At 65.9% G+C, this 22,670-nt stretch carries 24 protein-coding genes and 1 pseudogene; 12 read left to right on the top strand and 13 right to left on the bottom strand.

The genetic code is table 11. From position 1 onward, the window contains the following. Position 1 precedes the first annotated feature (1 nt). Positions 2-517 (bottom strand): nuclear transport factor 2 family protein, encoded by a 516-nt coding sequence (locus tag AC5Y4Z_RS25610; RefSeq protein ID WP_499967829.1) that lies wholly within the window; start codon positions 515-517, stop codon positions 2-4. Positions 518-566: 49 nt separating this feature from the next. Continuing rightward, a complete protein-coding gene (locus AC5Y4Z_RS25605; RefSeq protein WP_499967828.1) occupies positions 567-1,376 on the bottom strand; it encodes an acyl-CoA thioesterase in 810 nt (269 codons plus the stop codon). 185 nt (positions 1,377-1,561) lie between these two features. Here AC5Y4Z_RS25605 and AC5Y4Z_RS25600 point away from each other — a divergent pair, with 185 nt between their 5' ends. Both AC5Y4Z_RS25600 and AC5Y4Z_RS25595 read left to right on the top strand, forming a co-directional pair. Then, positions 1,562-2,809 carry an acyl-CoA dehydrogenase family protein gene (locus tag AC5Y4Z_RS25600; protein WP_499967827.1) on the top strand — a complete coding sequence of 416 codons (1,248 nt, stop codon included), beginning with the start codon at positions 1,562-1,564 and terminating at the stop codon, positions 2,807-2,809. Then, positions 2,806-3,672, top strand: a complete 867-nt coding sequence (locus AC5Y4Z_RS25595; RefSeq protein ID WP_499967826.1) for a hypothetical protein — start codon at positions 2,806-2,808, stop codon at positions 3,670-3,672. Before AC5Y4Z_RS25600 ends, AC5Y4Z_RS25595 begins: the two co-directional genes overlap by 4 nt. A 56-nt stretch (positions 3,673-3,728) precedes the next feature. Here AC5Y4Z_RS25595 and AC5Y4Z_RS25590 read toward each other — a convergent pair whose 3' ends face one another. Together AC5Y4Z_RS25590 and AC5Y4Z_RS25585 are read right to left on the bottom strand one after the other, a co-directional pair. Beyond that, a complete protein-coding gene (locus AC5Y4Z_RS25590) occupies positions 3,729-4,592 on the bottom strand; it encodes a TIGR03619 family F420-dependent LLM class oxidoreductase (protein ID WP_499967825.1) in 864 nt (287 codons plus the stop codon). Further along, positions 4,589-6,112, bottom strand: coding sequence for an FAD-dependent oxidoreductase (locus AC5Y4Z_RS25585; protein WP_499967824.1), 1,524 nt, complete (start codon positions 6,110-6,112; stop codon positions 4,589-4,591). The genes AC5Y4Z_RS25590 and AC5Y4Z_RS25585 overlap by 4 nt, the downstream gene beginning before the upstream one ends. Before the next feature lie 131 nt (positions 6,113-6,243). Between AC5Y4Z_RS25585 and AC5Y4Z_RS25580 the strand changes: the two genes are divergently transcribed. Continuing rightward, a complete protein-coding gene (locus AC5Y4Z_RS25580; protein ID WP_499967823.1) occupies positions 6,244-6,918 on the top strand; it encodes a TetR/AcrR family transcriptional regulator in 675 nt (224 codons plus the stop codon). 105 nt (positions 6,919-7,023) lie between these two features. After that, complete coding sequence (locus AC5Y4Z_RS25575) at positions 7,024-7,806, top strand: SDR family oxidoreductase (RefSeq protein ID WP_499967822.1); 783 nt, start codon at positions 7,024-7,026, stop codon at positions 7,804-7,806. A 3-nt stretch (positions 7,807-7,809) separates the two neighbouring features. Here the strand turns inward: AC5Y4Z_RS25575 and AC5Y4Z_RS25570 are convergent, their stop codons facing one another. The 4 genes from AC5Y4Z_RS25570 to AC5Y4Z_RS25555 all read right to left on the bottom strand — a co-directional run bounded on the left by AC5Y4Z_RS25570 (position 7,810) and on the right by AC5Y4Z_RS25555 (position 12,990). Further along, entirely contained in the window at positions 7,810-10,725 is a 2,916-nt protein-coding gene (locus AC5Y4Z_RS25570) for an MMPL/RND family transporter (protein WP_499967821.1), read from the bottom strand. After that, complete coding sequence (locus AC5Y4Z_RS25565) at positions 10,722-11,156, bottom strand: MmpS family transport accessory protein (protein ID WP_499967820.1); 435 nt, start codon at positions 11,154-11,156, stop codon at positions 10,722-10,724. Before AC5Y4Z_RS25565 ends, AC5Y4Z_RS25570 begins: the two co-directional genes overlap by 4 nt. A gap of 225 nt (positions 11,157-11,381) precedes the next feature. After that, the gene (locus AC5Y4Z_RS25560) at positions 11,382-12,005 is read right to left on the bottom strand and encodes a TetR/AcrR family transcriptional regulator (protein ID WP_499967819.1); all 624 of its coding nucleotides are present in this window, start codon (positions 12,003-12,005) and stop codon (positions 11,382-11,384) included. A gap of 58 nt (positions 12,006-12,063) precedes the next feature. Then, on the bottom strand, positions 12,064-12,990 hold the full coding sequence (locus AC5Y4Z_RS25555) for an alpha/beta hydrolase (protein ID WP_499967818.1): 927 nt from the start codon (positions 12,988-12,990) through the stop codon (positions 12,064-12,066). A gap of 133 nt (positions 12,991-13,123) precedes the next feature. Between AC5Y4Z_RS25555 and AC5Y4Z_RS25550 the strand changes: the two genes are divergently transcribed. From AC5Y4Z_RS25550 to AC5Y4Z_RS25535, 4 genes are all read left to right on the top strand, one after another. Further along, entirely contained in the window at positions 13,124-13,837 is a 714-nt protein-coding gene (locus AC5Y4Z_RS25550) for a 2OG-Fe(II) oxygenase (RefSeq protein ID WP_499967817.1), read from the top strand. Between the two features lie 23 nt (positions 13,838-13,860). Next, the gene (locus AC5Y4Z_RS25545; protein WP_499967816.1) at positions 13,861-14,544 is read left to right on the top strand and encodes a nitroreductase family protein; all 684 of its coding nucleotides are present in this window, start codon (positions 13,861-13,863) and stop codon (positions 14,542-14,544) included. A gap of 38 nt (positions 14,545-14,582) precedes the next feature. Then, positions 14,583-15,161 (top strand): carboxymuconolactone decarboxylase family protein, encoded by a 579-nt coding sequence (locus AC5Y4Z_RS25540; protein WP_499967815.1) that lies wholly within the window; start codon positions 14,583-14,585, stop codon positions 15,159-15,161. 486 nt (positions 15,162-15,647) lie between these two features. Next, positions 15,648-16,838, top strand: a complete 1,191-nt coding sequence (locus AC5Y4Z_RS25535; RefSeq protein WP_499967814.1) for a PE family protein — start codon at positions 15,648-15,650, stop codon at positions 16,836-16,838. Between the two features lie 65 nt (positions 16,839-16,903). On the opposite strand, the gene AC5Y4Z_RS25530 is transcribed toward AC5Y4Z_RS25535, so the two are convergent. Continuing rightward, positions 16,904-17,836, bottom strand: a complete 933-nt coding sequence (locus AC5Y4Z_RS25530; protein ID WP_499967813.1) for an alpha/beta fold hydrolase — start codon at positions 17,834-17,836, stop codon at positions 16,904-16,906. 384 nt (positions 17,837-18,220) lie between these two features. Here AC5Y4Z_RS25530 and AC5Y4Z_RS25525 point away from each other — a divergent pair. The 4 genes and pseudogenes from AC5Y4Z_RS25525 to AC5Y4Z_RS25510 all read left to right on the top strand — a co-directional run. Beyond that, positions 18,221-18,360: pseudogene (locus tag AC5Y4Z_RS25525) on the top strand (ribbon-helix-helix protein, CopG family); the annotation flags it as partial. 142 nt (positions 18,361-18,502) lie between these two features. Next, complete coding sequence (locus tag AC5Y4Z_RS25520; RefSeq protein WP_499967812.1) at positions 18,503-19,411, top strand: alpha/beta fold hydrolase; 909 nt, start codon at positions 18,503-18,505, stop codon at positions 19,409-19,411. A gap of 654 nt (positions 19,412-20,065) precedes the next feature. Further along, positions 20,066-20,314: a ribbon-helix-helix protein, CopG family gene (locus AC5Y4Z_RS25515; RefSeq protein WP_499967811.1), complete on the top strand. Its 249-nt coding sequence runs from the start codon at positions 20,066-20,068 to the stop codon at positions 20,312-20,314. Continuing rightward, on the top strand, positions 20,308-20,652 hold the full coding sequence (locus AC5Y4Z_RS25510) for a type II toxin-antitoxin system PemK/MazF family toxin (RefSeq protein ID WP_499967810.1): 345 nt from the start codon (positions 20,308-20,310) through the stop codon (positions 20,650-20,652). Before AC5Y4Z_RS25515 ends, AC5Y4Z_RS25510 begins: the two co-directional genes overlap by 7 nt. A 753-nt stretch (positions 20,653-21,405) precedes the next feature. Here the strand turns inward: AC5Y4Z_RS25510 and AC5Y4Z_RS25505 are convergent. The 4 genes from AC5Y4Z_RS25505 to AC5Y4Z_RS25490 form a co-directional block, all read right to left on the bottom strand. Then, complete coding sequence (locus AC5Y4Z_RS25505; RefSeq protein WP_499967809.1) at positions 21,406-21,741, bottom strand: type II toxin-antitoxin system PemK/MazF family toxin; 336 nt, start codon at positions 21,739-21,741, stop codon at positions 21,406-21,408. After that, positions 21,738-21,971, bottom strand: a complete 234-nt coding sequence (locus AC5Y4Z_RS25500) for a hypothetical protein (protein ID WP_499967808.1) — start codon at positions 21,969-21,971, stop codon at positions 21,738-21,740. The genes AC5Y4Z_RS25505 and AC5Y4Z_RS25500 overlap by 4 nt, the downstream gene beginning before the upstream one ends. Before the next feature lie 159 nt (positions 21,972-22,130). Then, complete coding sequence (locus AC5Y4Z_RS25495) at positions 22,131-22,442, bottom strand: type II toxin-antitoxin system PemK/MazF family toxin (RefSeq protein ID WP_499967807.1); 312 nt, start codon at positions 22,440-22,442, stop codon at positions 22,131-22,133. Beyond that, on the bottom strand, positions 22,432-22,665 hold the full coding sequence (locus tag AC5Y4Z_RS25490) for a hypothetical protein (RefSeq protein ID WP_499967806.1): 234 nt from the start codon (positions 22,663-22,665) through the stop codon (positions 22,432-22,434). The genes AC5Y4Z_RS25495 and AC5Y4Z_RS25490 overlap by 11 nt, the downstream gene beginning before the upstream one ends. Between the last annotated feature and the right edge of the window lie 5 nt (positions 22,666-22,670).

Below are 22,670 nucleotides of genomic sequence, written 5' to 3'. Positions count from 1 at the left end.
CTCAGCTCCCCAGCATCCGGTTGGCGAGCTTGGCGGCCACCCGCCGGATGCGCGGCGAAATGTAGACCGAGAACACCGGGGTGACGATGTCCTCGCGCAGCCGAGTCAGCTTGGAGCTCTTGATAAGCCATTGCCCGTCGACGTTCTGGTAGGTCTCGTGGTAGTGGCCGTAGCCGACGAGGGTCACGCCGGGCCCGAAGCGCACGACGTCTTGCAGCGCCCACACCCCGCGCGCCGTCGTCGGCGACGTCAGCTCGATCTCGGGCGCGTGCACCTGGTGCGCCGTCGCCTGCGCGGGCCGTCCGATGCCCTTGCGGGTGAACGCCACGAAGTCGTCGGCGCCGACGATCAGCTTGCCGCCGGCCTCGGAGGTGTCGCTGACGAAGTCGTCGGTGAAGATGGCCCGCCACGCCGCCCAGTCCTTGCTGTCGAGGTATCGGCAGTAGCGGGCCTTGAGCTGCTTGATGGCCTCGATCGCCAGCAGCGTGGCGTTGTCGTGTGCGGTCTGCTCGGTCATGGGGCCCCGATTCCGGCAGCGTGACAGTTCACGCCGAAACTGTAACCCTTCAGGCTTTGAAGTAGACGATCTGGTGCGAGGTGGCCAGCAGGGCGCCGTCGCGGCTCCACAGCCGCGCGCTCTGGTCGAAGTAGCCGCCGGAGAAGCGGTGGGCGTGGGCGGTCGCCAGGACGAAGTCGGCGCCCACCCGGTCGAGCTCCTGCCGGCCGGCGAGGAAATAGGTGGTCAGCGAGATCGTGCCGGCGGGCAGCACGGCGCCGCGGCGCAGGAAAACCCGCGGGTAGAAGACGTCACACAGGGCGGCCAGCGCCGGATAGTCGAGGGGCCGTCGCGCCCTGTCGCGCACCCACAACGTGGTCGTCGACGACGGGCTCGGTTGTCCGTCCACGACGGGGATCGGGCCGTCGACGAACCGCATGTCGTACAACCGTGCCCAGGTGACGACGTCGCCCATGGCGCCGGGTGCGATCGGCTCGGGCGGTGGTGCCTGCGGCGGGCGCGCCTCGGTGTCGGCCCAGCTGTCCCGCACGGTCGCGAACACCGCCGTCGCGGTGGCCTTGACCTGTCCGTCCTGGTCGAGCTCGACGCTCCAGTGCTGGTTGGTGCGGTTGGTGCGCACGGCCCGAAGGGACAGGTCGAAGGCGCCGTCGGCGACGGGCGCGGCGTAGTTGAGCGTCAGCGCCAGCGGCTCGCCGGCGCGGTCGGGATGGGTCTCGATGGCGCGCACGATGGCGGCCGCGGTGATGCCGCCGAACGGGCCCACCATGTTGGCCCACTCCGGGTGCGTCGCGCCGCGCCGGACGTCCGCGCCGACCTCGTCGAGGTGCACGGCGTCGTCGAAGGGGTGATTACCGGTCATGCGAATCCCCGGCAGACTACTGGGCCGAGCGGCCCATGTCGCGCGGACCCCCGGGGCGCCCCTCGCGACCCTGACCGGCCTGTATAGTCACGAAGCGGTGCTGTACAGTCGCCCAGCACAAGCGCAACTCTCGAACAGCACGGGAGGCCATCGGCGATGACCCGCAGGCGAATTCGATGCCGCCAATGAGCGGCGAGACCGTGGCGGAGTTCCGCAGCCGGGCCCGGGCCTGGCTGGCCGAGAACCTGCCCCGCCTGGACTCCGACGACGCGATGGTCCTCGAGCGCGACGAACTGACGTCCTGGCACCGCGCCCGCGAGCTGCAGAAAAGGTTGTACGACGGGGGATTCGCCGGGATCTGCTTTCCCCGCGAGTACGGCGGGCTCGGGCTGGGCTACGAATACAAGAAGGCGTTCGACGCCGAGGCCCTGGCTTACGAGACGCCGCTGCTGCTCAACGTCCCGTCGTTCGCCATTTGCTGCGCGACGATCCTCGACATGGGCAGCGAGGAGCAGAAACGCACCCACATCGCGGCGGCGCTGCGCGGCGACGAAGTGCTTGTGCAGCTGCTGTCCGAACCCAGCGGCGGGTCGGACCTCGCGGGCGTCATCACCCGCGCCGACCGCCGGGACGGGCGATGGATCCTCAACGGCGCCAAGACCTGGAGCACCTGGGCGTTCGCCGCCGACTACGGCCTGTGCCTGGCCCGAACCGACTGGGACGCACCCAAACACGAAGGCCTGACGATGTTTCTGGTGCCGCTGCACCACCCCGGGGTGACGATCAGCCGCATCCAGCAGGTCAACGGCTCGGTTGAGTTCTGCGAGGAGTTCTTCGACGACGTCGATTTGGGCGACGACGCCGTCGTGGGGGAGCCGGGCAAGGGCTGGGAGGTCGCGTCGCGCCAGCTCTACCACGAGCGCCGCACCATGGGCGACGGCTCGGAATACACGAGCGGGCCCGGAATCGCTGAGGCCGAAGATGTTTCGGTCGACCTGATGGCGTTGGTCGAGCGCACCGGGCAGGGCGGTAACGAACGCGTCCGGGAGATGGTCGGCCGCGCCCTGGTCCACCGGGCGGTGCACGGGCAGCTCAGCGAGCACGTCTTCCACGCCGTCCTCGCCGGAACCCTGCCGCCAGCCGCGGGGTCGATCATCAGGCTCGACATGGCCGAGGTGCATAACGTCGAAAACGACACCGCCCACGCCATTGCGGGTACGGCGGCCGTCGTCGAGGACGAGGCGGAACTGCTCAACATCGGCACGCGGTACCTGGGCCGCCAGATCGCCAGCATCGGCGGCGGCACCACCGAGATGGCGCGCAACGTGATCGGCGAGCGGGTGCTGAACTTTCCGCGTGAGTACGCCGCCGACCGCGGCGTGCCGTTCAACCAGGTGCGCCGGGGCAAACCCCCAGGAGGAGACCAGAAGTGAGCGATCAACTCCGCGACATTCGCGAGCTGGCCGACGACACCGACGCCTACCGCGAGGAGTTGTACCGGCGCTGGACGGGCCTGCTGAGCTACCGCTACATCGGGCGCAACCATGCGTCGATGAACCTCGGCGAGACCGACGACACGGTCACCATCCGCCGCGACATGCGCAACGAGGCGGGCGGGTTGATGGTGGCGCCGCTGGCCATCTCGTCGCCCGAGGGCTGCCAGACGGACATGGTCGCGGTCCCCAACCCGGTCATCGCGTCGGTCCAGATCGTCGACCCCGGCTACGACGTCACCAGGATCGAGATCGTCGGCTCGGGCATCGTGCACCAGGGCCGGACGATGGGCTACGGGCGGTGCAAGATCGTGGACGCCGACAATCCCGACCGGGTGATCGCCTTCAACGAGGGCCAGGGGGCGGTCATCGGCGTGCCGCCGGAAGGCCTTGGCAGGATGGACGTTTCGGGTACCGAGCTGGTGATCGAGGACTCGCCCGACCTGCCGCCGCTGTGGCAGGCCTTCGGCGCCCGCAAGCGCGACGATGGCCACTGGACGCTGCCCGAGCTCAGCACCGAGCTCGCGTCACCGGATGCCGCGTTGCACATCGGGCCCCAACACGTCGTCCTCGAGACCGCGGCGATCGACCTGGCCGCCGACCTCGCCGGCACCAGAAAGGTGCAGGTCGTCAGCTGGCACGTCATGTTCATGTCGCGCGGCAAGGTGGGCCCGTTCCGCGTGGAGGGCACTGCGCACCCGGGCGCGCCCGGACGCGTCGGCGTGCGGATGCTGCTGCATGACGAGGGCAACGCGGACAAGGCGGTCACCTCCGCCGCTGCGATCTTCGACATCGTCGACTGACCATCCACCGTCTCCGCGAGGTCAATCTCTGCTTCATCAACCCCTGTTTTAGCCAATTAGCGGTTGTCGAGCCCTATGTCGGTGCGGAACCGTTCCATGCCGCGGATCTTCTCGGCGGTGCTCGCGTCCGGGCCCGAGTAGAACATCCATGGCATGGTCAGGATGTGGGTGATGCCGCCCACTTCGGCCTGCGCGTAGTGGTCCGGGGTGAATGCATCGTTGAGCGGGGCCAGGACAGTGAAGTCGTCCATGGTCTTTCCGGCCTCGGCGCGAAGTTCACGCAGGCGCGCGGCAATGCTGAGCGCCTCGGCGGTTGTCATCAGGTCGCCGATCCATCCGTCGTAGGCGGCGGCGCGGCGCAGCGCGCGTTCACTGAGGCCGCCGATCAGGACGGGGATGTGTGGCGCCGGCGGGCTCATCTCCAGTTTCGGTGCCTGGTAGAACTCGCCATCGAACTCGGTCCAGCCGGGTTCCCAGAGGCGGCGCATGAGCTCGATCATCTCCTCGGAGCGTTTCCCGCGGAATGCGAATTGCGCCCCGACTAGGTCGAATTCGTCGCGGCACCAGCCGACGCCGAGGCCCAGCTCGACTCGGCCCTGGGACAGGTACGCGGCGGTGCCGATGCATTTGGCTGCCGAGTAGGGATCGCGCAGCGCGGCTACGTAGACGGTTGTGACGAACCGCAGTCGGGCGGTGAGCTGGGCGAGGCTGCCGATGAGCACCCACGGATCGGCCCAGTCGGTAAACGGGTCCCAGCGCCGCTCACCGCTGTCGGTGTAGGGATACGGGGTCGTCAGTTCGGCGAAGTTCACGACGTGATCGGGGATCCCGAGGCCGTCGTACCCGAGTTCGTCGGCGGCTCGGGCGATCTCCAGGATCTCGCGGGTGTCGAGGAATCCGGTGCTGATGTAGAACTTCATCGAGTAACCGTCGCTGCGTTGCGTCCGGCGATGCGTCCGAAGGCCAGAGCGTCGCCCAGTCCCATGCCGCCCGAGCAGCACCACGAATACGTGGAGCTCACGTCGCCGGCGCAATACAGCCCCGGGATCGGCTCTCCGGAAGGGTCTAGGGCACGGGCGAACTCATCCTTGCGGATGCCGCCCATGGTGGTGATGAGCAATTGCGCCCACTCGTATCCGTAAAAGGGGGGACGCGCGATGGAGAACATGGTGGCTGCTGGGCGCCCGAAAGTCGGATCATCACAGCCGCTTTCGGCCAAGACGTTGTAGTGCTCGATTTCGCGCTCCAGACCGTCGGCGTCGACGCCAAGTTTTTCGGCCAGTTCGCGAATCGAGTCGGCACGGACGATCCAGCCGCGCTCGACTTCAGCGCTGTTGTCCAAACTCCACTCGTAGCCTTCGATCTGGCGTATCCAGTCCACCGCAAAGAACTGCCGGGGGAGGACGAGCGGTCCGGCCAACCGGCCATCCTCGTCGAAGACGGTCCACATCGGCACGCCGGGATGGAAATCGAAAATACCTCGCTGAACGGACTTTCCGTGCCGGTTAGGTACGGATTCGTCGACGAAGCGTCGGCCGTCAGCGCCTACGTTGATGAACCGCGATCCGCGGGGCAGCGCATCCTGCCCAGTGCGATATGGCGGCATCGCGATACCGGGCATCCCCATGTAGTTGTAGGGATGCGCGAGGTCGGCACCTACGCGTTGGGCCATCCTTATGCCGTCGCCGGTGCAGGCGGGGTTGCCCCACGGCGTCGCGTTCGGCAGACGCAGATAGTTGCGGGCCATCTCCCGGTTCGCCGCAAATCCGCCGGTCGCCAGCACCACGCCCCGGCGGGCGCCGATCACGTGTTCCCCGTCGTCGTCCGAAACCACCACTCCGATGATCCCGCGGCCAGGCTCGTCAACCAGGCGCGAAACCTGAGTGTCGTAGCGGACCTCGATGCCGCTGTCATCCAAGCAGGCCTTCAGCAGCAGCCACAGGCGGGAGAACCCCATGGAGCCGCCGATGACGTGGTAGTCCGACCCGCAGTCGTGGCCCTCCACCTCGTCGTACTCGTCCTCGGGCGGGTTCTTGACGCCCTGAAGCCGCAGCGTGTCACCCCATGAAATTTGCGCGAAATCCGTGCCATCGCCCTCATACGGATCACCGGCATCGCGCGGCACTCGGCCACGCAGATGCTCGGCGAGCCCGCGCAGCCATCCGGTGTTCAGCGAGGTTTCCTGCGCCCACGCCGCTGCGACACCATCGGGAACGCCGTATTCCCAGGACATGGCGTGCAGGTGGCGCTTCGCCAGCTCGACATCGTTCGGGCTGAACCAGACCTGTCCGGAGACCCGAGAGTTGCCGCCGGCATATTGCGGCGGGGTCTTTTCGAGCACCACCACGTGTGCGCCGGCGGCATGGGCGCTCAGGGCAGCGGCGATGCCGGCGCCGCCCATGCCGACGACCACCACGTCGGTCGTCTGCTGTTGCGTCATCGTCCGCCCTTCAACACGCACGCCCCACCGCTTCTCAATAGCGTTGTCGACGAGAACTTCTCACGGCATTGCCGGGAATTATCATAGAGGGTTCTCAAAACCACGCAAGTGGTCCGTTTACTATTAGCCGCATGCCCACGACTTCACCGACCTCGGCCGAGGGGCGCCGGCCTAACCAACGCGGCGAGGCGACCCGCACGCGTGTGCTGGACGTCGCCCTCGAGCTGCTGTCCAGTGGCCGGCCGGAGGCGGTCAGCGTGAACCTGGTGGCGCGAGAGGCCGGTGTGACGTGGGGGACCGTGCAATATCAGTTCGGCGATGCGGACGGCTTGTGGGCGGCCACGCTTGGCCACATCGTCGCCACCGCCGGGCCGGTCGTTTGGGCAAAGCCCAGCGTCACCAACTCGATTGCCCAACGTGTCCAAGAGCTCATCGAACTGGCTTGGGCTGCATTGGATTCGGCCTACTTCGTCGCGCGAACCACCCTACAATCAAACCTCGCCCGAACTCGCGCCGAACTCAAGCGCGAGTTTCCCCAAACCGCAAAGGCATTGGACGCCGTCGACGAAACCTGGGTCCGACAGTTCGCGGTATTCCTCGAAGACCTGCCCGTCGCGCCCGCTGATCTCCGCAGGGTGTGCGCCTTCCTGCCCGCCGCATTGCGCGGCATGCACGGCGAGCAGACATTCGGTGCGCGCCTCGATGTGGACGATGCTCTGACGGGATTGCGGGAAGCGGTCGCCGCGTACTTGACGGCGCCAAGTCATACCGCGCAAAGTGCCAAGAGCGCCGCCCGGCGGCGCTGAATGCGTTCCACCACGACATCGGGACCCTGCATTCTGTTGGCTATGGCCATACACAGCCTCTAGTACGTATGGTGCATAGACGATTCACACGACAGGAGATACACAGTGGCAGAACGGTTGGCGGGAAAGGTCGCGCTCGTCAGCGGCGGCGCGCGGGGGATGGGCGCCTCGCACGTGAGGACGCTGGTGGCCGAGGGGGCCAAGGTGGTGTTCGGCGACATCCTCGACGACGAGGGCAAGGCGGTCGCGGCCGAACTCGGTGATGCCGTGCGCTACCTGCATCTGGACGTCACCAAGCCGGAGGACTGGCAAGCCGCGGTGGAGACCGCCGTCAGCCAGTTCGGCGGCGTCGACGTGCTGGTGAACAACGCCGGTATCCTCAACATCGGCACCGTCGAGGACTACGAACTGTCCGAGTGGCACAGGATTTTCGACATCAACGTGACCGGCGTGTTCCTCGGCATCCGCGCGGTGGTGAAGCCCATGAAGGAGGCGGGCCGCGGGTCGATCATCAACATCTCCTCCATCGAGGGGATGGCCGGCACCATCGCCTCCCACGGTTACACCGCAAGCAAGTTCGCCGTCCGCGGCCTGACGAAATCGGTGGCGCTGGAACTGGGGCCGAGCGGGATCCGGGTGAACTCGATCCACCCCGGGCTCATCAAGACGCCGATGACCGAGTGGGTTCCCGACGACATCTTCCAGACGGCGCTGGGCCGCCCCGCCGACCCGCGGGAGGTGTCCAACCTCGTCGTGTACCTGGCCAGCGATGAGTCGAGCTATTCGACGGGCTCGGAGTTCGTCGTGGACGGCGGCACCACCGCCGGCCTGGGGCACAAGGACTTCTCGGCGGTCGACGCCAGCCAGCAGCCGGAGTGGGTCACCTAAGCCCTACTGCACCTTCGCGGGTCCGGCGTCGACAAGCTGCTCGCGATGCTTGGCCGGAGTGGGCCACGGCGACGGCTTCGGGCGTTGCCGCACCCGTTGCGGCCACCAGAACCACTTGCCCAGCAGCGCGGCGATCGACGGCGTCATCAGCGACCGCACGATCAGCGTGTCGAACAACAGCCCCAGCCCGATGGTCGTGCCCACCTGGCCGATGACCGTCAACTCGCTGACCGCCATCGTCATCATCGTGAACGCGAACACCAGGCCCGCCGACGTCACCACCGAGCCGGTGCCGCCCATCGAGCGGATGATCCCGGTGTTCAGCCCGGCGTGGATCTCCTCCTTGAACCGCGCCACCAGCAGCAGGTTGTAGTCGGCGCCGACGGCCAGCAGGATGATCACCGACATCGCCAGCACCATCCAGTGCAGTTCGATCCCGATCAGGTGCTGCCAGATCAGCACCGAAAGCCCGAACGACGCGCCCAGCGACAGCAGCACGGTGCCCACGATCACCGCCGAGGCCACGACGCCCCGGGTGATCAGCAGCATGATGATGAAAATCAGGCACAGCGACGCGATTCCGGCGATCAGCAGGTCGTAGGTGTTGCCGTCGCTGAGGTCCTTGTAGATCGACGCGGTGCCCGCCAGGTAGATCTTCGAGCCCTCCAGCGGCGTGCCCTTGAGCGCCTCGTAGGCGGCCTTCTTGATGGCGCCGATGTGCGAAATGCCTTCCTGCGACATCGGATCGCCGTCATGGCTGATGATGAAGCGCACCGCGTGGCCGTCGGGGGAGATGAAGTTCTTCATGCCCTTCTTGAACTCGGCATTGTTGAACGTCTCCGGCGGCAGGTAGAACGAGTCGTCGTTCTTGGACGCGTCGAACGCCTTGCCCATCGCGTTGGAGTTCTTCTGCGCCTCGTTCTGCTGATCCTGCAGACCCTTCTGGGTCGAATACATCGTCAGCATCGTGGTTTTCATGGCCTTCATGTTCTCGATCATCGACGGCATCAGCGCCACCATCTGGGGCATCAGCGTGTCGAGGTGATCCATGACCGGCAACAGGGTTTGGATGTCGTCGGTCATGGTGTCGATGCCGTCGAGGGCGTCGAAGACCGACCGCAGGGAAAAACACACCGGGATGTCGTAGCAGTGCTTCTCCCAGTAGAAGTAGCTGCGGATGGGCCGGAAGAAGTCCTCGAAATCCGCCATGTGCTGGCGTAATTCGTTGATATCCATGGTCATGTCGTGCATCTTCTTGACCATCACGTGCATGTCGTTGGACATCTGCACGGTGATGCTCGACATCTTCTCCATGCTGTCGATCGTCGTCTGCATCATGTCGGCCTGCTTGAGCATGTCGGCCATCTGGTCTTCTTGGTACTTCTGATTCATCTGCTGGGTGACGCCCTGCATGCTGATCTGGAACGGGATCGAGGTGTGCTCGATCGGCGTGCCCTGCGGCCGGGTGATCGCCTGCACGCGGCCGATTCCCGGCACCCGGAAGACCGTCTTGGCGATCTTGTCGATCACCAAAAAGTCCGCGGAGTTGCGCAGGTCGTGGTCGCTTTCGATCATCAGCACTTCGGGATTCATCCGCGCCTGCGAGAAGTGCCGGTCCGCGGCGGCGTAACCCTCGTTCGCGGGCAGGTCGTCGGGCAGGTAGTTGCGGTCGTTGTAGTTGGTGCGGTATCCCGGCAGGGTCAGCAGGCCGACGAGCGCCACCCCGATCGTCACGACCAGAATCGGGCCGGGCCACCGCACGACGAGGGCGCCGACCTTGCGCCAGCCCCGAATCCGTTGGGCCCGCTTGGGTTCCAGGGTATTGCGGAAGCGCGTCGCCAGCGAGATGACTGCGGGGCCCAGGGTCAGGGCCGCCGCCACGACGACCACCATGCCGATGGCCAGCGGGATGCCCAGCGTCTGGAAGTAGGGCAGGTTGGTGAAGTGCAGGCAGAAGGTGGCGCCGGCGATGGTCAAGCCCGACCCGAGCACGACGTGGGCGGTGCCCTTGTACATCGTGTAGTACGCGTCTTCTCGGGACTCGCCGACCGCGCGGGCTTCCTGATATCGGCCGATCAAAAAGATCGCGTAGTCGGTGGCGGCCGCGATCCCCAACGTGACCAACAAGTTTGTCGCGAACGTCGAGAGCCCGATGAGCTTGAAATAGCCCAGGAACGCGACGGTTCCGCGCGCCGCCGACAGCTCGAGCACCACCATCACCAGCGTGAGCAGGACCGTGACGATCGAGCGATAGACCAACAGCAGCATCGCGATGATCACCGTGAACGTGGTCGCCGTGATGAGCTGCATGCTTCGGTCGCCGGCCTCGTGCTGATCCGCCGACAGCGCCGCGGGGCCGGTGACATACGCCTTGACCCCGTTGGGCGGGGGCAGGCTCTTGACGATCTTCTGTACCGATTCCACCGATTCGTTGGCCAAGGCCTCGCCCTGGTTACCGGCGAGGTACACCTGGACATACGCGGCCTTGCCGTCGTCGCTCTGCGCGCCCGCGCCGGTCAGCGGATCGCTCCACATGTCCTGAACGTGCTCAACGTGTTTGGTGTCGGCGTCGAGCTTCTTGACGATCTCGTCGTAGTACGTGTGCGCATCCGCACCCAGCGGGTTCTGGCCCTCCAGGACGATCATCACCGAGCTGTTGGACTTGTACTCGTTGAACACCGCACCCATGCGCTTGGTCGCGACCACCGACTGCGCGTCGTCGGGGGCCATCGACACCGAGCGCATCTTGCCGACCTCCTCCAACTGGGGGACGACGACGTTGAGCACCGCGATGATCGCGATCCAGGCCAGGATGATCGGCACGGCGAATGTGCGGATGAGCCGGGGGATCTTGTCCCGTACGGGTTCGTTGACGACGGGGATGGTGTCGGTGCGGGCGTCGTTGAACGTTGTGCTCATGCGGACTTCACCATGCAAAAGGTCAGCGCGTGCACGCCGTGGGTGAGGTTCTCGGCCTTGACTTCGTCATCGATGGTGATGCGGCAGCCCAGGGAGTTGCCGTCGCTTTGTGCCGAGAGGTTCGGGAACACCGACGGCGCGGTGGTGGACAGCACCAGCGTCCACGGCAGCGGGGTGCCGTCGACCCGCTTCGGGTCGGCGGACAGATCAAGGTAGTTCACGTTGGCGTGGGTCGCCGAGCCGAAGACTTCGTATTTGACGACCTTGGGCTTGAACGGCTTGGCGTCGTCCAATCGCGGGCTGGTCATGATCCCGGTGTCGTGAGCGCCGAAGAACGACTTGACCCGAGCGACGGCGAACCCGCCGACGAGGACCACCGCCACGATCAACAGCGGCAGCCAGGCGTTGCGCACCACCTTCGATAGCTGCACCTGCGAGGGTCCTTTCTCATCACTCGGCGTCACTGTTCCGGGCGAGCTCGTCTAGCGCTGGCCGCAATCAGCTTGCGGCACAGTGGACTTCGCCGATCATCGCGATCCGCGAGTGTTCGATCATTGGGCGCTGGGATGCCTGCCCCGCATCGCCTGACCCCCTGCTTAGCCCACCAAAGCATAGTACATTGCCTGCACAATTTGCAGACAGTGCAAAAAAGTGATCTAGCTAACTGTCACCGGCGTTTCGAAAATGCTGTTGACCAGCGCGGCGGCCCGCTCGACGTAGGGCATCGGCGTGTCGTCGGCGTTCTCCGGCGCGTCGTTGGCCCAGCGCTCGAGGCCCGAGCGCACGGCCGTCAACGCCAGCGCGGCGATCAGGGCGGGGATGTCGTCGTCCGCGCGCATCGCCTGCCGGCGCGCGACGATGTCGATGAGCTGGGTCTGGAATCGCTCCAGCTCGGCGAGGAACGCGGCCAGGACGGCGGGACTGGTCTTGGCCAGTTCCAGCATGCCGGCGGCCTGTTCCCGCCGCGGGGGCAGGTCGCGCAGGTGATGGGCCGCCAGCGTGATGAGCTCGGCCAGCACCACGCGGTAGGAGGCGGGCCCGGCGGCGACGAATTCCTCGGCCAGCTCGGGGGGCAGGTCGGAGGGGCCATAGGCGATCGCGGATTCCTTGGTGGGGAAGTAGTTGAAGAACGTGCGCGTCGAAATGCCGGCGTTGATGCAGATCTCTTCGATGGTGACCTTGTCGAAACCGCGGTCGGTCGCCAGGCGCACGGCGGCGTCGCGGATATCCGCGCTCGTCTGGCGGCGGCGCCGCTCGCGAAGTCCCATCTCGTTGCCCATGGCACCAATAGTTGCACAAACCGCAAACTTTGCAGTCACCTTGCGCCAGCGCACACGTTCACGGGCGTCTGGGCGAGAGGGCGTCGCGCAGGTGATCGCACTGGCTGGCGAAGAACTTCACCGAAATGGGAGCTTTCTCGGCGATCTGATCGAACCCATGAAAGGCGCCCGGTGCCACCTCCTCGTGCACGGGCACGCCCGCCGCGCGCAACCGTCGCGCGTAGTCGACGCACTCCTGATAGAACAGGTCGAGCGTCCCGACCCCGATCCACGCCGGCGGCAGGCCGGCCAGGTTCTCCCGTCGCGCCGGCGCGGCCTCCCGCGGATCCGCGCCGTTGAGGTACCACCGCCAGGCCAGCCGATTGTCGTTGGCGGTCCACACGATCCGTTTGTCGCCCCCGCCGGCGCCGGTGCGGTCGTCGAGCATCGGATACACCAGCATCTGATAGGCGAGCGGGATTTCGCCGCGATCGTGGGCGCGCTGGGCCACCGCCGCCGCGAAATGTCCACCGGCGCTGGCGCCGCCGACCGCGACGCGATCGGCGTCGACCCACGGTTGTTGCGCCAGCCACCGCAGCGCCGCATAGCAGTCCTCGACCGGGATCGGGTAGGGATGCTCGGGCGCCAGCCGGTGTTCGACCGCGGCCACCGTAACCCCCGTCAGGTGCGACAGCTTCTTCAGAAACTTGTCGTCCTGGGCGGCGTGGCCCATGATCGTGCCGCCGCCGTGGATCCACAACATCGCGGGCGCCAGCTCGGGCAGGCTGGCCGGGCGGTGGAGGCGGACCGTGACGTGCTCGTTGACCCGGGCGACCGGGACGTGGCGCAACCGGCCCGCGTTGCCCATGAGGTTCATCAGCGCCCGCTGCACACGGTAGCCGCGATTCAGCGCGTATCCGCGCGGCACGAATCGGGCCGCCTTGCGCAGGCTGGGATGCATCGCGTGCCGCGACGTGAAGGCATTCTCGGCGTATGCGTTTGCCATCGCGTGCTCTCCCATGACCGACCCCCGATGACCATACCTCAGGTTCTGCCCGCGAGAGTGCAACTACCGACACCCGCGCTCGAGAAGCACGTCGCCAGTTGCACTTTCGCGGCCGGACGGGGAGGGTGAATCCATGGCGTCGAAGTGGGAGCGGCGGGTGGACGACGCGGACTGGGGCGCCGTCACCGTCGCGATGAACGACGTGGGCGGCGCGCTGCTTCCGCGGCTGCTCGCCCCCGAGGAGTGCGCGGCGCTGTTCGATCTCTACGGCGACGACGACTTGTTCCGCGCCACCGTCGACATGGGCCGCCACCGCTACGGGCAAGGCGAATACCGCTACTTCAACCGCCCCTACCCTCATCCGATCGGGGAGCTGAAACAGGCGCTCTACCCCAGGCTCTTGCCGATCGCCCGCGACTGGTGGACCAAGCTGCGCCGCGAGCCGCCCTGGCCCGACAGCCTCGACGAGTGGCTGGACGTCTGCCACCGCGCCGGCCAGACCAAGCCCACCGCGTTGTTGCTCAGATACGGGCCGGGGGACTGGAACGCCCTGCACCGAGACCTGTACGGGGAATTGGTCTTTCCACTCCAGGTCGTCATCAACCTGCACGAGCCGGGCGTGGCGCACACCGGCGGCGAATTCCTGCTCGTCGAGCAGCGGCCGCGCGCCCAGTCGCGTGGCACCGCCACCACGCTGCCACAGGGGCACGGCTACATCTTCACCACCAGGGAGCGGCCGGTGCGCTCGACGCGGGGATGGTCGGCCGCCCCGGTGCGCCACGGGGTTTCGGTGGTCCGCTCTGGTGAGCGCTGCACCCTCGGCCTGATTTTTCATGACGCAGCTTGACCGCCTGCGGCACGATGGTGCCCATGGAGCTTTACGACGTCATGCGATCCACGCCCGCGGTGCGCGAATTCACCGGCGACCCACTGCCCGACGACGTGCTCGCGCGGATTCTCGGCCACGCCCGCTTCGCGCCCTCGGGCGGCAACCGGCAGGGCGTGCGCGTCATCGTGGTGCGCGACAAGGAGACCCGGGCGTCGCTGGCCGATCTCGGGCTGCCCGCCGCCCGCCGGTACACCGCGCAGCTCGCCCACGGGGAGTCGCCGTGGAATCCGTTGCGGCCGTGCGGTGTCGACGCGCCGACGATCGACACGACTGAGCCTGCCGCGCAGATGTGGGCTTCGGTCCGGGAGGCGCCGGTGGTGTTGGTGGTCTGCCTGGACCTCGGTGTCGTCGCGGCCACCGATCAGGACCTCGACCGGGTCGGCGTGATACCCGGGGCCTCGGTGTACCCGTTCGTGTGGAACGTCTTGCTGGCCGCGCGCAACGAGGGGTTTGGCGGGGTGCTCACCACGATGGCCGTGGCCGAGGAGCCACGCGTCAAGGAATTGCTCGGCGTGCCCGACCCGTATGCGGTCGCCGCGGTCGTGCCGTTGGGCAGGCCGGTGCGTCAGGTGACGAAATTGCGACGACGCCCGGTCCCCGAATTCGTCTCCTGCGAGCGCTTCGACGGCGCACCCTTCGGCGGGACGGCCGACACAGGGGAGTAGCGTGCGGCCGGGGCTGTTCGGTGAACGGAGACGACGCAGTGACACGAATCGAGCCTTCGGATGCCTTTGCCGCGGTGCCCATCCAGGATCTCGGTCAGGGCGATCGGATCAACCTCGGCGTCGCCGCCATCATGGGACGCCTTCCCGCGGTCGCCGGGGCGCTGGGCTCGCTGACCGCGGCGCTGCGTGACAACGGAACGTTGCCGCCCCGGTTGCTCGAACTGGTGCGACTGCGCATCGCGTTTTTCAACCAGTGCCGAAGTTGCATCGCGGTGCGCTATCAAAGCGCCGTCGACGACGGACTGGATGAGGACGCCGTGTGTTCGCTGGAACGGCCCGCCGAAGCCGAAAACCTCTCGGCCGCCGAGCGATCCGCGCTCCGCTTCGCCGAGCTGTTCGCCACCAACCACCTGGCCATCGACGACACGGTGTACGACGAGCTGCGCGAGCACTTCAGCGAGGACCAGCTTGTCGAACTCGGCGTCCACTGCGCGGTCGCGCTGGGCGTCGGGCGGCTCTCGGCGACCTGGAATGTGATCGACGATCTCCCCGACGCGGCGGGGCCAGCCGAACGCCCGGCGCCGTGGAACTCCGCCTCGGTGATCGCGACGGGGTGAGGGCGGCCGGCTACCTTCTGGGCGCCCCGCCGAGATTGCTGGTTTTAAAGTTTCGCACTGCGCCGGGTTAAAGGCGCCATTTCGCCGGAGGCCCAGTCGGGCGCATTGCAGCTACCGTCGGCGTTTCCTATTTGCCCTGGTTATTAACGGCTTTGCTAGTTTGCCCGCAATTCCATGGCAAATTAGACCAGCAAAGATAGCGATTCAGATCGACCGCAGTGGAAACAGTTAGCTGAGTGTAGCTAAGGAACGTATGGGCTCGTCTGTGGGAGTGATTTCGCAGGTCATAGAGGTAGAACCATTATTCCACATACGTCTTGTGCCGGAACTTACTCTTAGGTAATGTCCGGCTCGGCGAATGACTTCGGGTGTTGTCGCCATAACCAGCAAAGGAGATGTCGTGGACCTGGCCTTTGGCACCGGTAATACAAGCGCGTCCCTTGGGCGCGCCGTGGCCCAGCCGAATTCTGATTCGGTGCGGGGGGCATGATGTCGCTTCTGGTCGCAGCCCCGGAGGTTTTGACGACGGCGGCATCGGATTTGGCAAATTTGGGAAACTCGATCGAAACCGCCGTCGCGGCGGCGGCGGGCCCGACGACTCAGGTGCTGGCCCCGGCCGCCGACGAGGTGTCGGCGCAGATCGCAGGCCTGTTCGGCGCGCACGGTCAGCTGTATCAGTCGCTGAGCGCCCGGGCGGCGGCGTTCCATGACCAGTTCGTGAAAGCAATGGGCGCAGCGGCGTTTTCGTACACGGCCGCCGAGGCGGCGAATGTGGCGCCGTTGCAGGCCGTCGAGCAGGCCGTGCAGGGAGCGGTGAGCGCTCCCGCGCAGACCTTATTGGGGTCCGTCAGCTCCGGCTTCGCCAACGCGACGGGCGGCGTCGCCGCCGCCACCGGCCTGAACCTGGCGAGCCTCCCCGGGCCCCTTGGCCAGTGGGGCGCCGTGTTTGCGGGAGCCGTGGGCAACCTCCAGCAGATCAACTCCGAGATTCAGGCCGACCCGCTGCCGGTACTAGCGCAGGTGGTGCACAACCAGATCGGCTTCGCGAACCAGGCGGGTAGCGACCTGCAACAGATTTGGACCGGCGTGCAACCGTTCGTGCAGCAGCAGTTGCCGCAGGACCTGCAAACGCTGTTCAGCAGCATTCTGGCCGGAAACATCAGCGCTCCGGTGAACAACTTCGAGTCCGATCTGCTGCTCGGCTTGTTGCCGACCCTCAATCCGGTTCATGACCTTTTCACGATTCCCGGCCTGATGTCGCAGAACTACACCAACGTCCTGTCCAACGACCTGCCCAACATCGGGCTGGAAATGCTGCTGTCGCCGCTGGGGCCGGCATTCGGTTCGACGCAGGCGGTCGCCGACACCGTGCAGGCCGCCCACGACGCCTGGTACGCCGGGCAACCGCTGGCGGCGTTCACCGACCTGCTGAACGTGCCCGCCGCCGGCACCGGCGCGTTCCTCAACGGGTATCAGACGCAGTACGACATCGGTTTCTCCGGCCTCCTCTCCCCGGCCAACAGTCCTTTCGGCTCAGGGCTTCTCGACAACATGCTCGTGCAGTTCCCGCAGCAGATCGCGACGACGCTGGCAAACGGTGGGCCAACCGCGACCTGGTCGGAGAACTTCAGCGACTTGTCGTCGATCATCTCGAACGGCCTCGGCTCGCTGTTCTAGCACGCGAACCTTGGGCGCCTCAGCGGGGGCGTGGAGACGAGAGAAACGTCACCGTGACGAAATGGTCAACCCGCGGTGTCGGGAAGCGCTGCTGCCGGCGACCGCGCGAGGGCGAACTCGACGCCCGCGCGCACGGCCTCGGGATGGCGCAAGATGCGGTAGTGCGCGAGCCGCCCAAGGCCGTGTGTAGCGGTCAACGTCGCACCCGGCCACGTGGACGCCAACTTCTCGCTCATCGCAAAAGGGCTGTCGGGGTCGTCGGGGTCGTGCACGATCAGTAGCGGCGGCGGATCGTCGATGCACGACGCCAGATGCGTTAGGTCTGAGTGCAGCAAGGGGAACCCGAGTCGACGGTCGAGTCGGCGGTGCAGGGCATCGCGGATGCGCGGGCCGAAGCCGTGGCGCCGCGCGAACCAGTCGAGGTATAGCGAGAACCCGCCCATCGGTGCCAGAAAGATCAGCCGCTCGGCGGATGCTCCCCAGGACAGTGCCAGCGCGGTCGCCTTGGCGCCGAGGGAGTGAGCGACGATCGCCCGCGCCGGCCCGTGAGCGTCCACCATGGCCTGGACCGCGCGCCCGCATTCGGCGATCGTCGTGCGTCCGGGAGCGAGCTCGCCGCGCTCGGATTCCTCGTGGCTGGGCAGGTCGAACGCGATAACGCGGTGCCCGGCCGCGACAAGGGGCTTGATGAAGACGCCGAGGTGTGCGCGGCATCCGCCCCAGCCGTGCACCAGATACACCAACGGCCCCTCGCCCCAGGTCTCGCCGACAACCCGGTGGCCTGACCACCGCGCTTCCACGCGCTCGCCCGCACCCACACCGGGCGGCATGCGAGTCGATCTGGGGTCGGGCGGCGTGCACCACAGCTCGATCGCCCAGCAGGCACCCAGCTCCGGCGCGTAGCGCTCCAAAACCTCGAAGGCTTTGCGTACGTCGGGTGAGACCGGCGGCTCCAAGCCCGATCCTTCACCCGCGACCACCGCATCGAGATCGTTCATGGATGCAGTTCCCTCCCTGCCGGCGTTGCGCATCGAGAACGGTCCGTTGGCCGGCTTGCGTCTCACGGCGCGCTTCGCGAATTCGCATAGAGTATGCGGCGCCGCGGCCAAGCCTCACTGGGCCCCGTCGTAGGCGATCATCAGCAAAATATCTCGCTGAGGCGCCCCTCGACCTATGAGCAATGCGACGCGCCCACATAAGCCGCCGCGGTTCTTTCGTCACTGTGACGGAAATAAGTGGAAATCCTTTGCGGGGCAGTGTGTTTGATCGTCTGAGGTCACGGGGAGTCGGTGCGGATTCCATCTGGTGACGCGATACTTGTGTCGTACCGGCGAACGATCCGGTGTGGGCGACGGCGGGGGATAGGCTGCACCAGTTAAGGTCTCGGCATGAGTCGATCGGAATTCTTCACGCGCGCTGTATCGACAGCGGTCTCGAGCGCCTCCACGGTGACGACGAGGCGAAGGCCGCGGCGGTGGCCACGGGGTACCGCGTGTTGCCCGCCGTGGATGACGAGTGGTGATCAGCCTCGGAATTCGCAGGCTGGAGTGGTAACAACCCGCGCCGCGGCGCCCTGACCGATCGATCGAATCGGCAGCGCCGTCTGTCTGGAACGCCGTAATATCGGCCACGACTTGCCCGCTGGCAGCAAACCGGAGGACGCTATGGCGGCGGTTTCCGCTTTTCGGTCCGATGCGGCACGCGCCGCGTACCTCGAGCTCTACGACGCAGCGTTGGCGACGAGCACTGTCCCGGTCACGGAATTGGACGTTGAGACGTCGTTCGGACGTACCCACGTGCTTACCGCGGGCGATCCGGCAAAGCCTGCGCTTGTGGCGCTCCATGGAATGGAGATCAGCTCGACGATGTGGGTACCGCTCTTGCCGGCCCTCGCAGCTAATCACCGCGTGACGATGATCGACGCAATCGACGAGGCTGGTAAGAGCATTGCAACTAAGCCACCGACTAACAGCGCCGAGTTGGTGGCTTGGCTCGACGAGACGTTACGTGCGGTTGATATTCAGCGATCGGCACTCGTCGGCGCCTCCCGCGGCGCTTGGATAGGGACCAACTACGCGACCGCTTTTCCCGAGTGCGTAGAGCGGTTGGCTCTCGTGTGCCCGGTAGGGATCGCAAGAGGGCTGAGTGCGAGTTTTCTGATTCGTGGGCTGACAGCCATGGGGGTTCGGCCCACGGAAGAGCGCACATGGTCATTCCTTGACGCGATGGTCATGCCGGCGAACCGTAGGTCCCTTCGCCAGGAGCCGTGGCGATCGGTCATGCAGCAATTTGTCGGTGGCACCGTCGGCTTCAAGGCTGCACTCAGCAGGCCGCTGATGAAGCCGTGGCCGATGCGCCCGGATTGCGATCTTCGACCCCTCGCTTCAGCTCAGATTCCGGTGCTGGCGATCATGGGCCGGGACGACTCATGTCACAACGGGCCGAAGGCGGCAGCCCGCTTCCGACAGAAACTGCCCGAGGCGCAGATCGAGCTGATCGACGACGCGAACCATATGATTTTGTCCGACCAACCGGAGATGGTGGAGAAGCTGCTTACCGGTTTTCTGCGGTGAGGGCAGCTAATCATACTGCGACACAACGCACCTCGTAGTATCGCGGTTCGTTGGCCAGCCCGCTTAGAGGGGCAACGGGGAAAGCAATTCGTCACTGTGACGTATTGCAAACCATCCGGCTTTGGCGGAGCTGTTTGTTTCGCCAGCGTTCTCGGGGAGTGGCTCCCGCAGGAAGCCCCCGGGCGTTAGGGCGATCCCCGGATTGCCACGTGCGCCAGCTCTGATGCGAGCAAGCGAGCTCGCGGCGTGGGTTCCGAGGCCCTGGGCAGGCGGTGACGGAGGACGGCGAATAGCCCTGCGCCACAGGCGATTCCGTCACAGTGATGAATTGCTCCAGGCCGGGTCCTGGGGAGAACGGCGGATCGGCGGAGGTCGAAGCGCCGCGCCGCCGGCCAGCCGAATCCGGGGCAATCCGAGCAAGCCGGCGGCCGCCGCGATGCCCGGGTGATGCGTACGCCAATCGGCAGCGGAGCGCTGGGGCGTGGCTTCAAGTCCGCCGGACCCCGGGCCGCCGTCAATCATCTGCAATCGGCTACTGCGGCACAATCCAACTCGCAGTAAGCCAACTGGTAACGGCGCGTGCTCGACAGGTGCGAGTTGCCAGCGGGGCCCTGCGGCGAGTGGCGTCAGGTTATACCGGGTTATACTTCCATCATGAAGACAGCCATATCTCTTCCGGACGAAACGTTCGATCGTGTCGCTCAGCGCGCGAGCGACCTGGGCATGAGTCGATCCGAGTTCTTTACTCGAGCCGCGCAGCGCTATCTGGACGACCTGGACGCACAATCGCTGACTGGACAGATCGATAGTGCACTAGGGCATCTGCATGGCAACGACGAAGCGCAGGCTGCCGCGGTGGCGGTGGGCCACCGCGTGCTCGACGCCGTGGACGATGAGTGGTGATCAGCCGCGCTGATATCTATTGGGCCGATCTAGGAACGCCGACCGGCAGCCGCCCCGCCAAGCGCCGTCCAGTGTTAGTCGTCCAATCTGATCCGTACAACGCCAGTCGTCTGGCCACGGTGCTCGCCGCGGTAATCACTTCTAACACGGCACTGGCAACGATGCCTGGTAACGTGTTTTTGCCCGCGGCCGTAACGGGGCTCCCGCGTGAGTCGGTTGTCAACGTCACGGCGCTTGTCACGCTTAATAAGGCTGACCTGACCGACCGAGTCGGAGATGTCCCGCCGAGCCTGATGCGGGAGATCGACCGGGGGCTTCGTCGCGTGCTCGGCCTCTAGTGACCAAAGCGGACAGTCATCGGCTCTTAAATCTGTTGTTACACAAAGTAGCTCGCATCGGTTATCTGGTAACGCCTTCCATGCGGTGGGGCTGCAAGCAGAACTAACAGCGGCCCCCGTCATTATCCCAATAGTCTTGCGCTGCACCAATATTCGTCACAGTGACGTTTTAGCGGCGATGGGGCGGAGTCGGGGAAGTGCGGCCCGTGGGGATGGCGTGGGTTAGGTAACGGCCTGCTTGCACTGCCCATTCGATCGGTAAAGCTTGACCTACTCGAGGCGCGGCGCCGCTAAGCCGCGCGGACTGACGGGCGGGGTCGGGATCCGTTCGGGTAACACCGGGAAAAGTGCCAGCGGCCCATCGCAATTCGTCACCGTGACAAATCGATGGCGATGTCGCCCCCTAGGTGGGTGGGGCGAACTAGCGGCCCCGATTGCGTGCGGCGCCTCGTCCAGTCGACACGTCGCTCTCAGTGTCAGTTCCCCGGGGCGGCGCGACGGACGCCCGGTTGGGCCCGACGGGATGTACGCCGGTGGAGCAAAAGGGTCGGCTCATCATTACTGTCGCCGAGAGTGGCATGAGCTCGGCATCAGTCACTTACCGATAAGCGACATTATGTCAATCCAACTACCGCATATTGCAACCCATGAATCAATCGCTCCCCACCGTGTCAACGGCGGCCGAAAATTGACCCCTTTTCGACGGTTGAAAATTGACCGGGTGTCCACGTCTCGCAGCACCGCGACCGCGCGTCACAGATCAAGGACAAAGCGGAGCGCTTGGTCGATGGCCCGCATCTGATCTGGGCCGATCATGCTCTGGCGAGACGACAGACGCTCGACCGAGACAACTCGCAGTTGGTCGCAGCGGGCGTACGAGATGTGGTCCAGCCCGCTGGCCTCGGGCTCCAATTCGACATGGCTTCGCAGTCCGTAACCAGTGGTCGTGATCGGGACGACGACCACCAGGCCACCAGGGCCGTTATTGAGGAGGTCGACCGACACCACGACCGCCGGGCGACGAAAAGCCGGCTCGTGTCCGACAGGCTGGCCGAGATCGACGTAGTAGACCTCTCCTCGCCAGATCAAGCCAGCGCGTCCCACTCCCGACGCTCAGCCAGGTAGCGCTCCCACAGTTCAGGGTTACTGCGCAGGCGCTGGTAATCCCCGTTGAGGCCCCGCAGGAATTCCTGCCGTTCCAAGGCGTCGATCGCTGCGTGCACGACGTCGACGACGGCGGTTTGGCGCGCCTTCGCCAGAGATTGCAGCCGCTCGGAATCCGGCCGGCGGACCCGGACCGTGGTGGTTTCTGCTGCCATGCACCCAGTGTAGACGAATTGTAGACATACGGTTGATCATCGACGAGGAGCTATTGCGACGCTGGCCGGGCTAGATCCCCCGTGCATCCGGACAGGCGGCATCAGCTGTCGGCCGCCGCTCCTCCCGTCGATTTCGATTGGCTCCGGCGACTGACGATGCTAGAGATCCAACACGATGCGCAGCGCCGCACCAACGCTCCGCATCTCATCCATGCTGAGAAAACCGACGCTCTTGCCGAGGCGACTTGGGTCGATGGCCGCAGTCTGCTCGGCGAGCACGCGCGTGAGGCGGCCACCGATCTCGACCTCAGGCCGAAAGCTTGCCGCCCGTGCGGATGTGGACGTCGGTGCTACCAGCCAGGTCGATAGCGGTAGCTCATCGGATTGGACCACGACGGCGTATCGGGATCCAGATTGTTCGTGGCCGCGACTCCCCCGTGGACTGGGTAATCGAAAAACCTCACCACGCACGCAGCGTCTCCATGTCGCGAAGTACCTGTGTTGCTTCGGCTCTGTCGGCTTCGTCGGCAGCGAGCTCCTCTGCTTCTGCCCGAATTGCCGCAGCGGCTTTGCGGCGCGCGGCATCAATGAGAGCCTTCCGAACAGCGGCCGACACTGGCGTCCCGTCTCGCGTCAAGACGGCGAGCGCCCGAGATGCATCCTCATCGGGTCGGAACGTAATCGTGTCAGCCATAGAGC

The organism is Mycobacterium sp. NGS63 (genome assembly GCF_059812295.1).
Note: the sequence above shows the minus strand (reverse complement) of the source record. Positions and strands in the feature narration are given on the sequence as shown.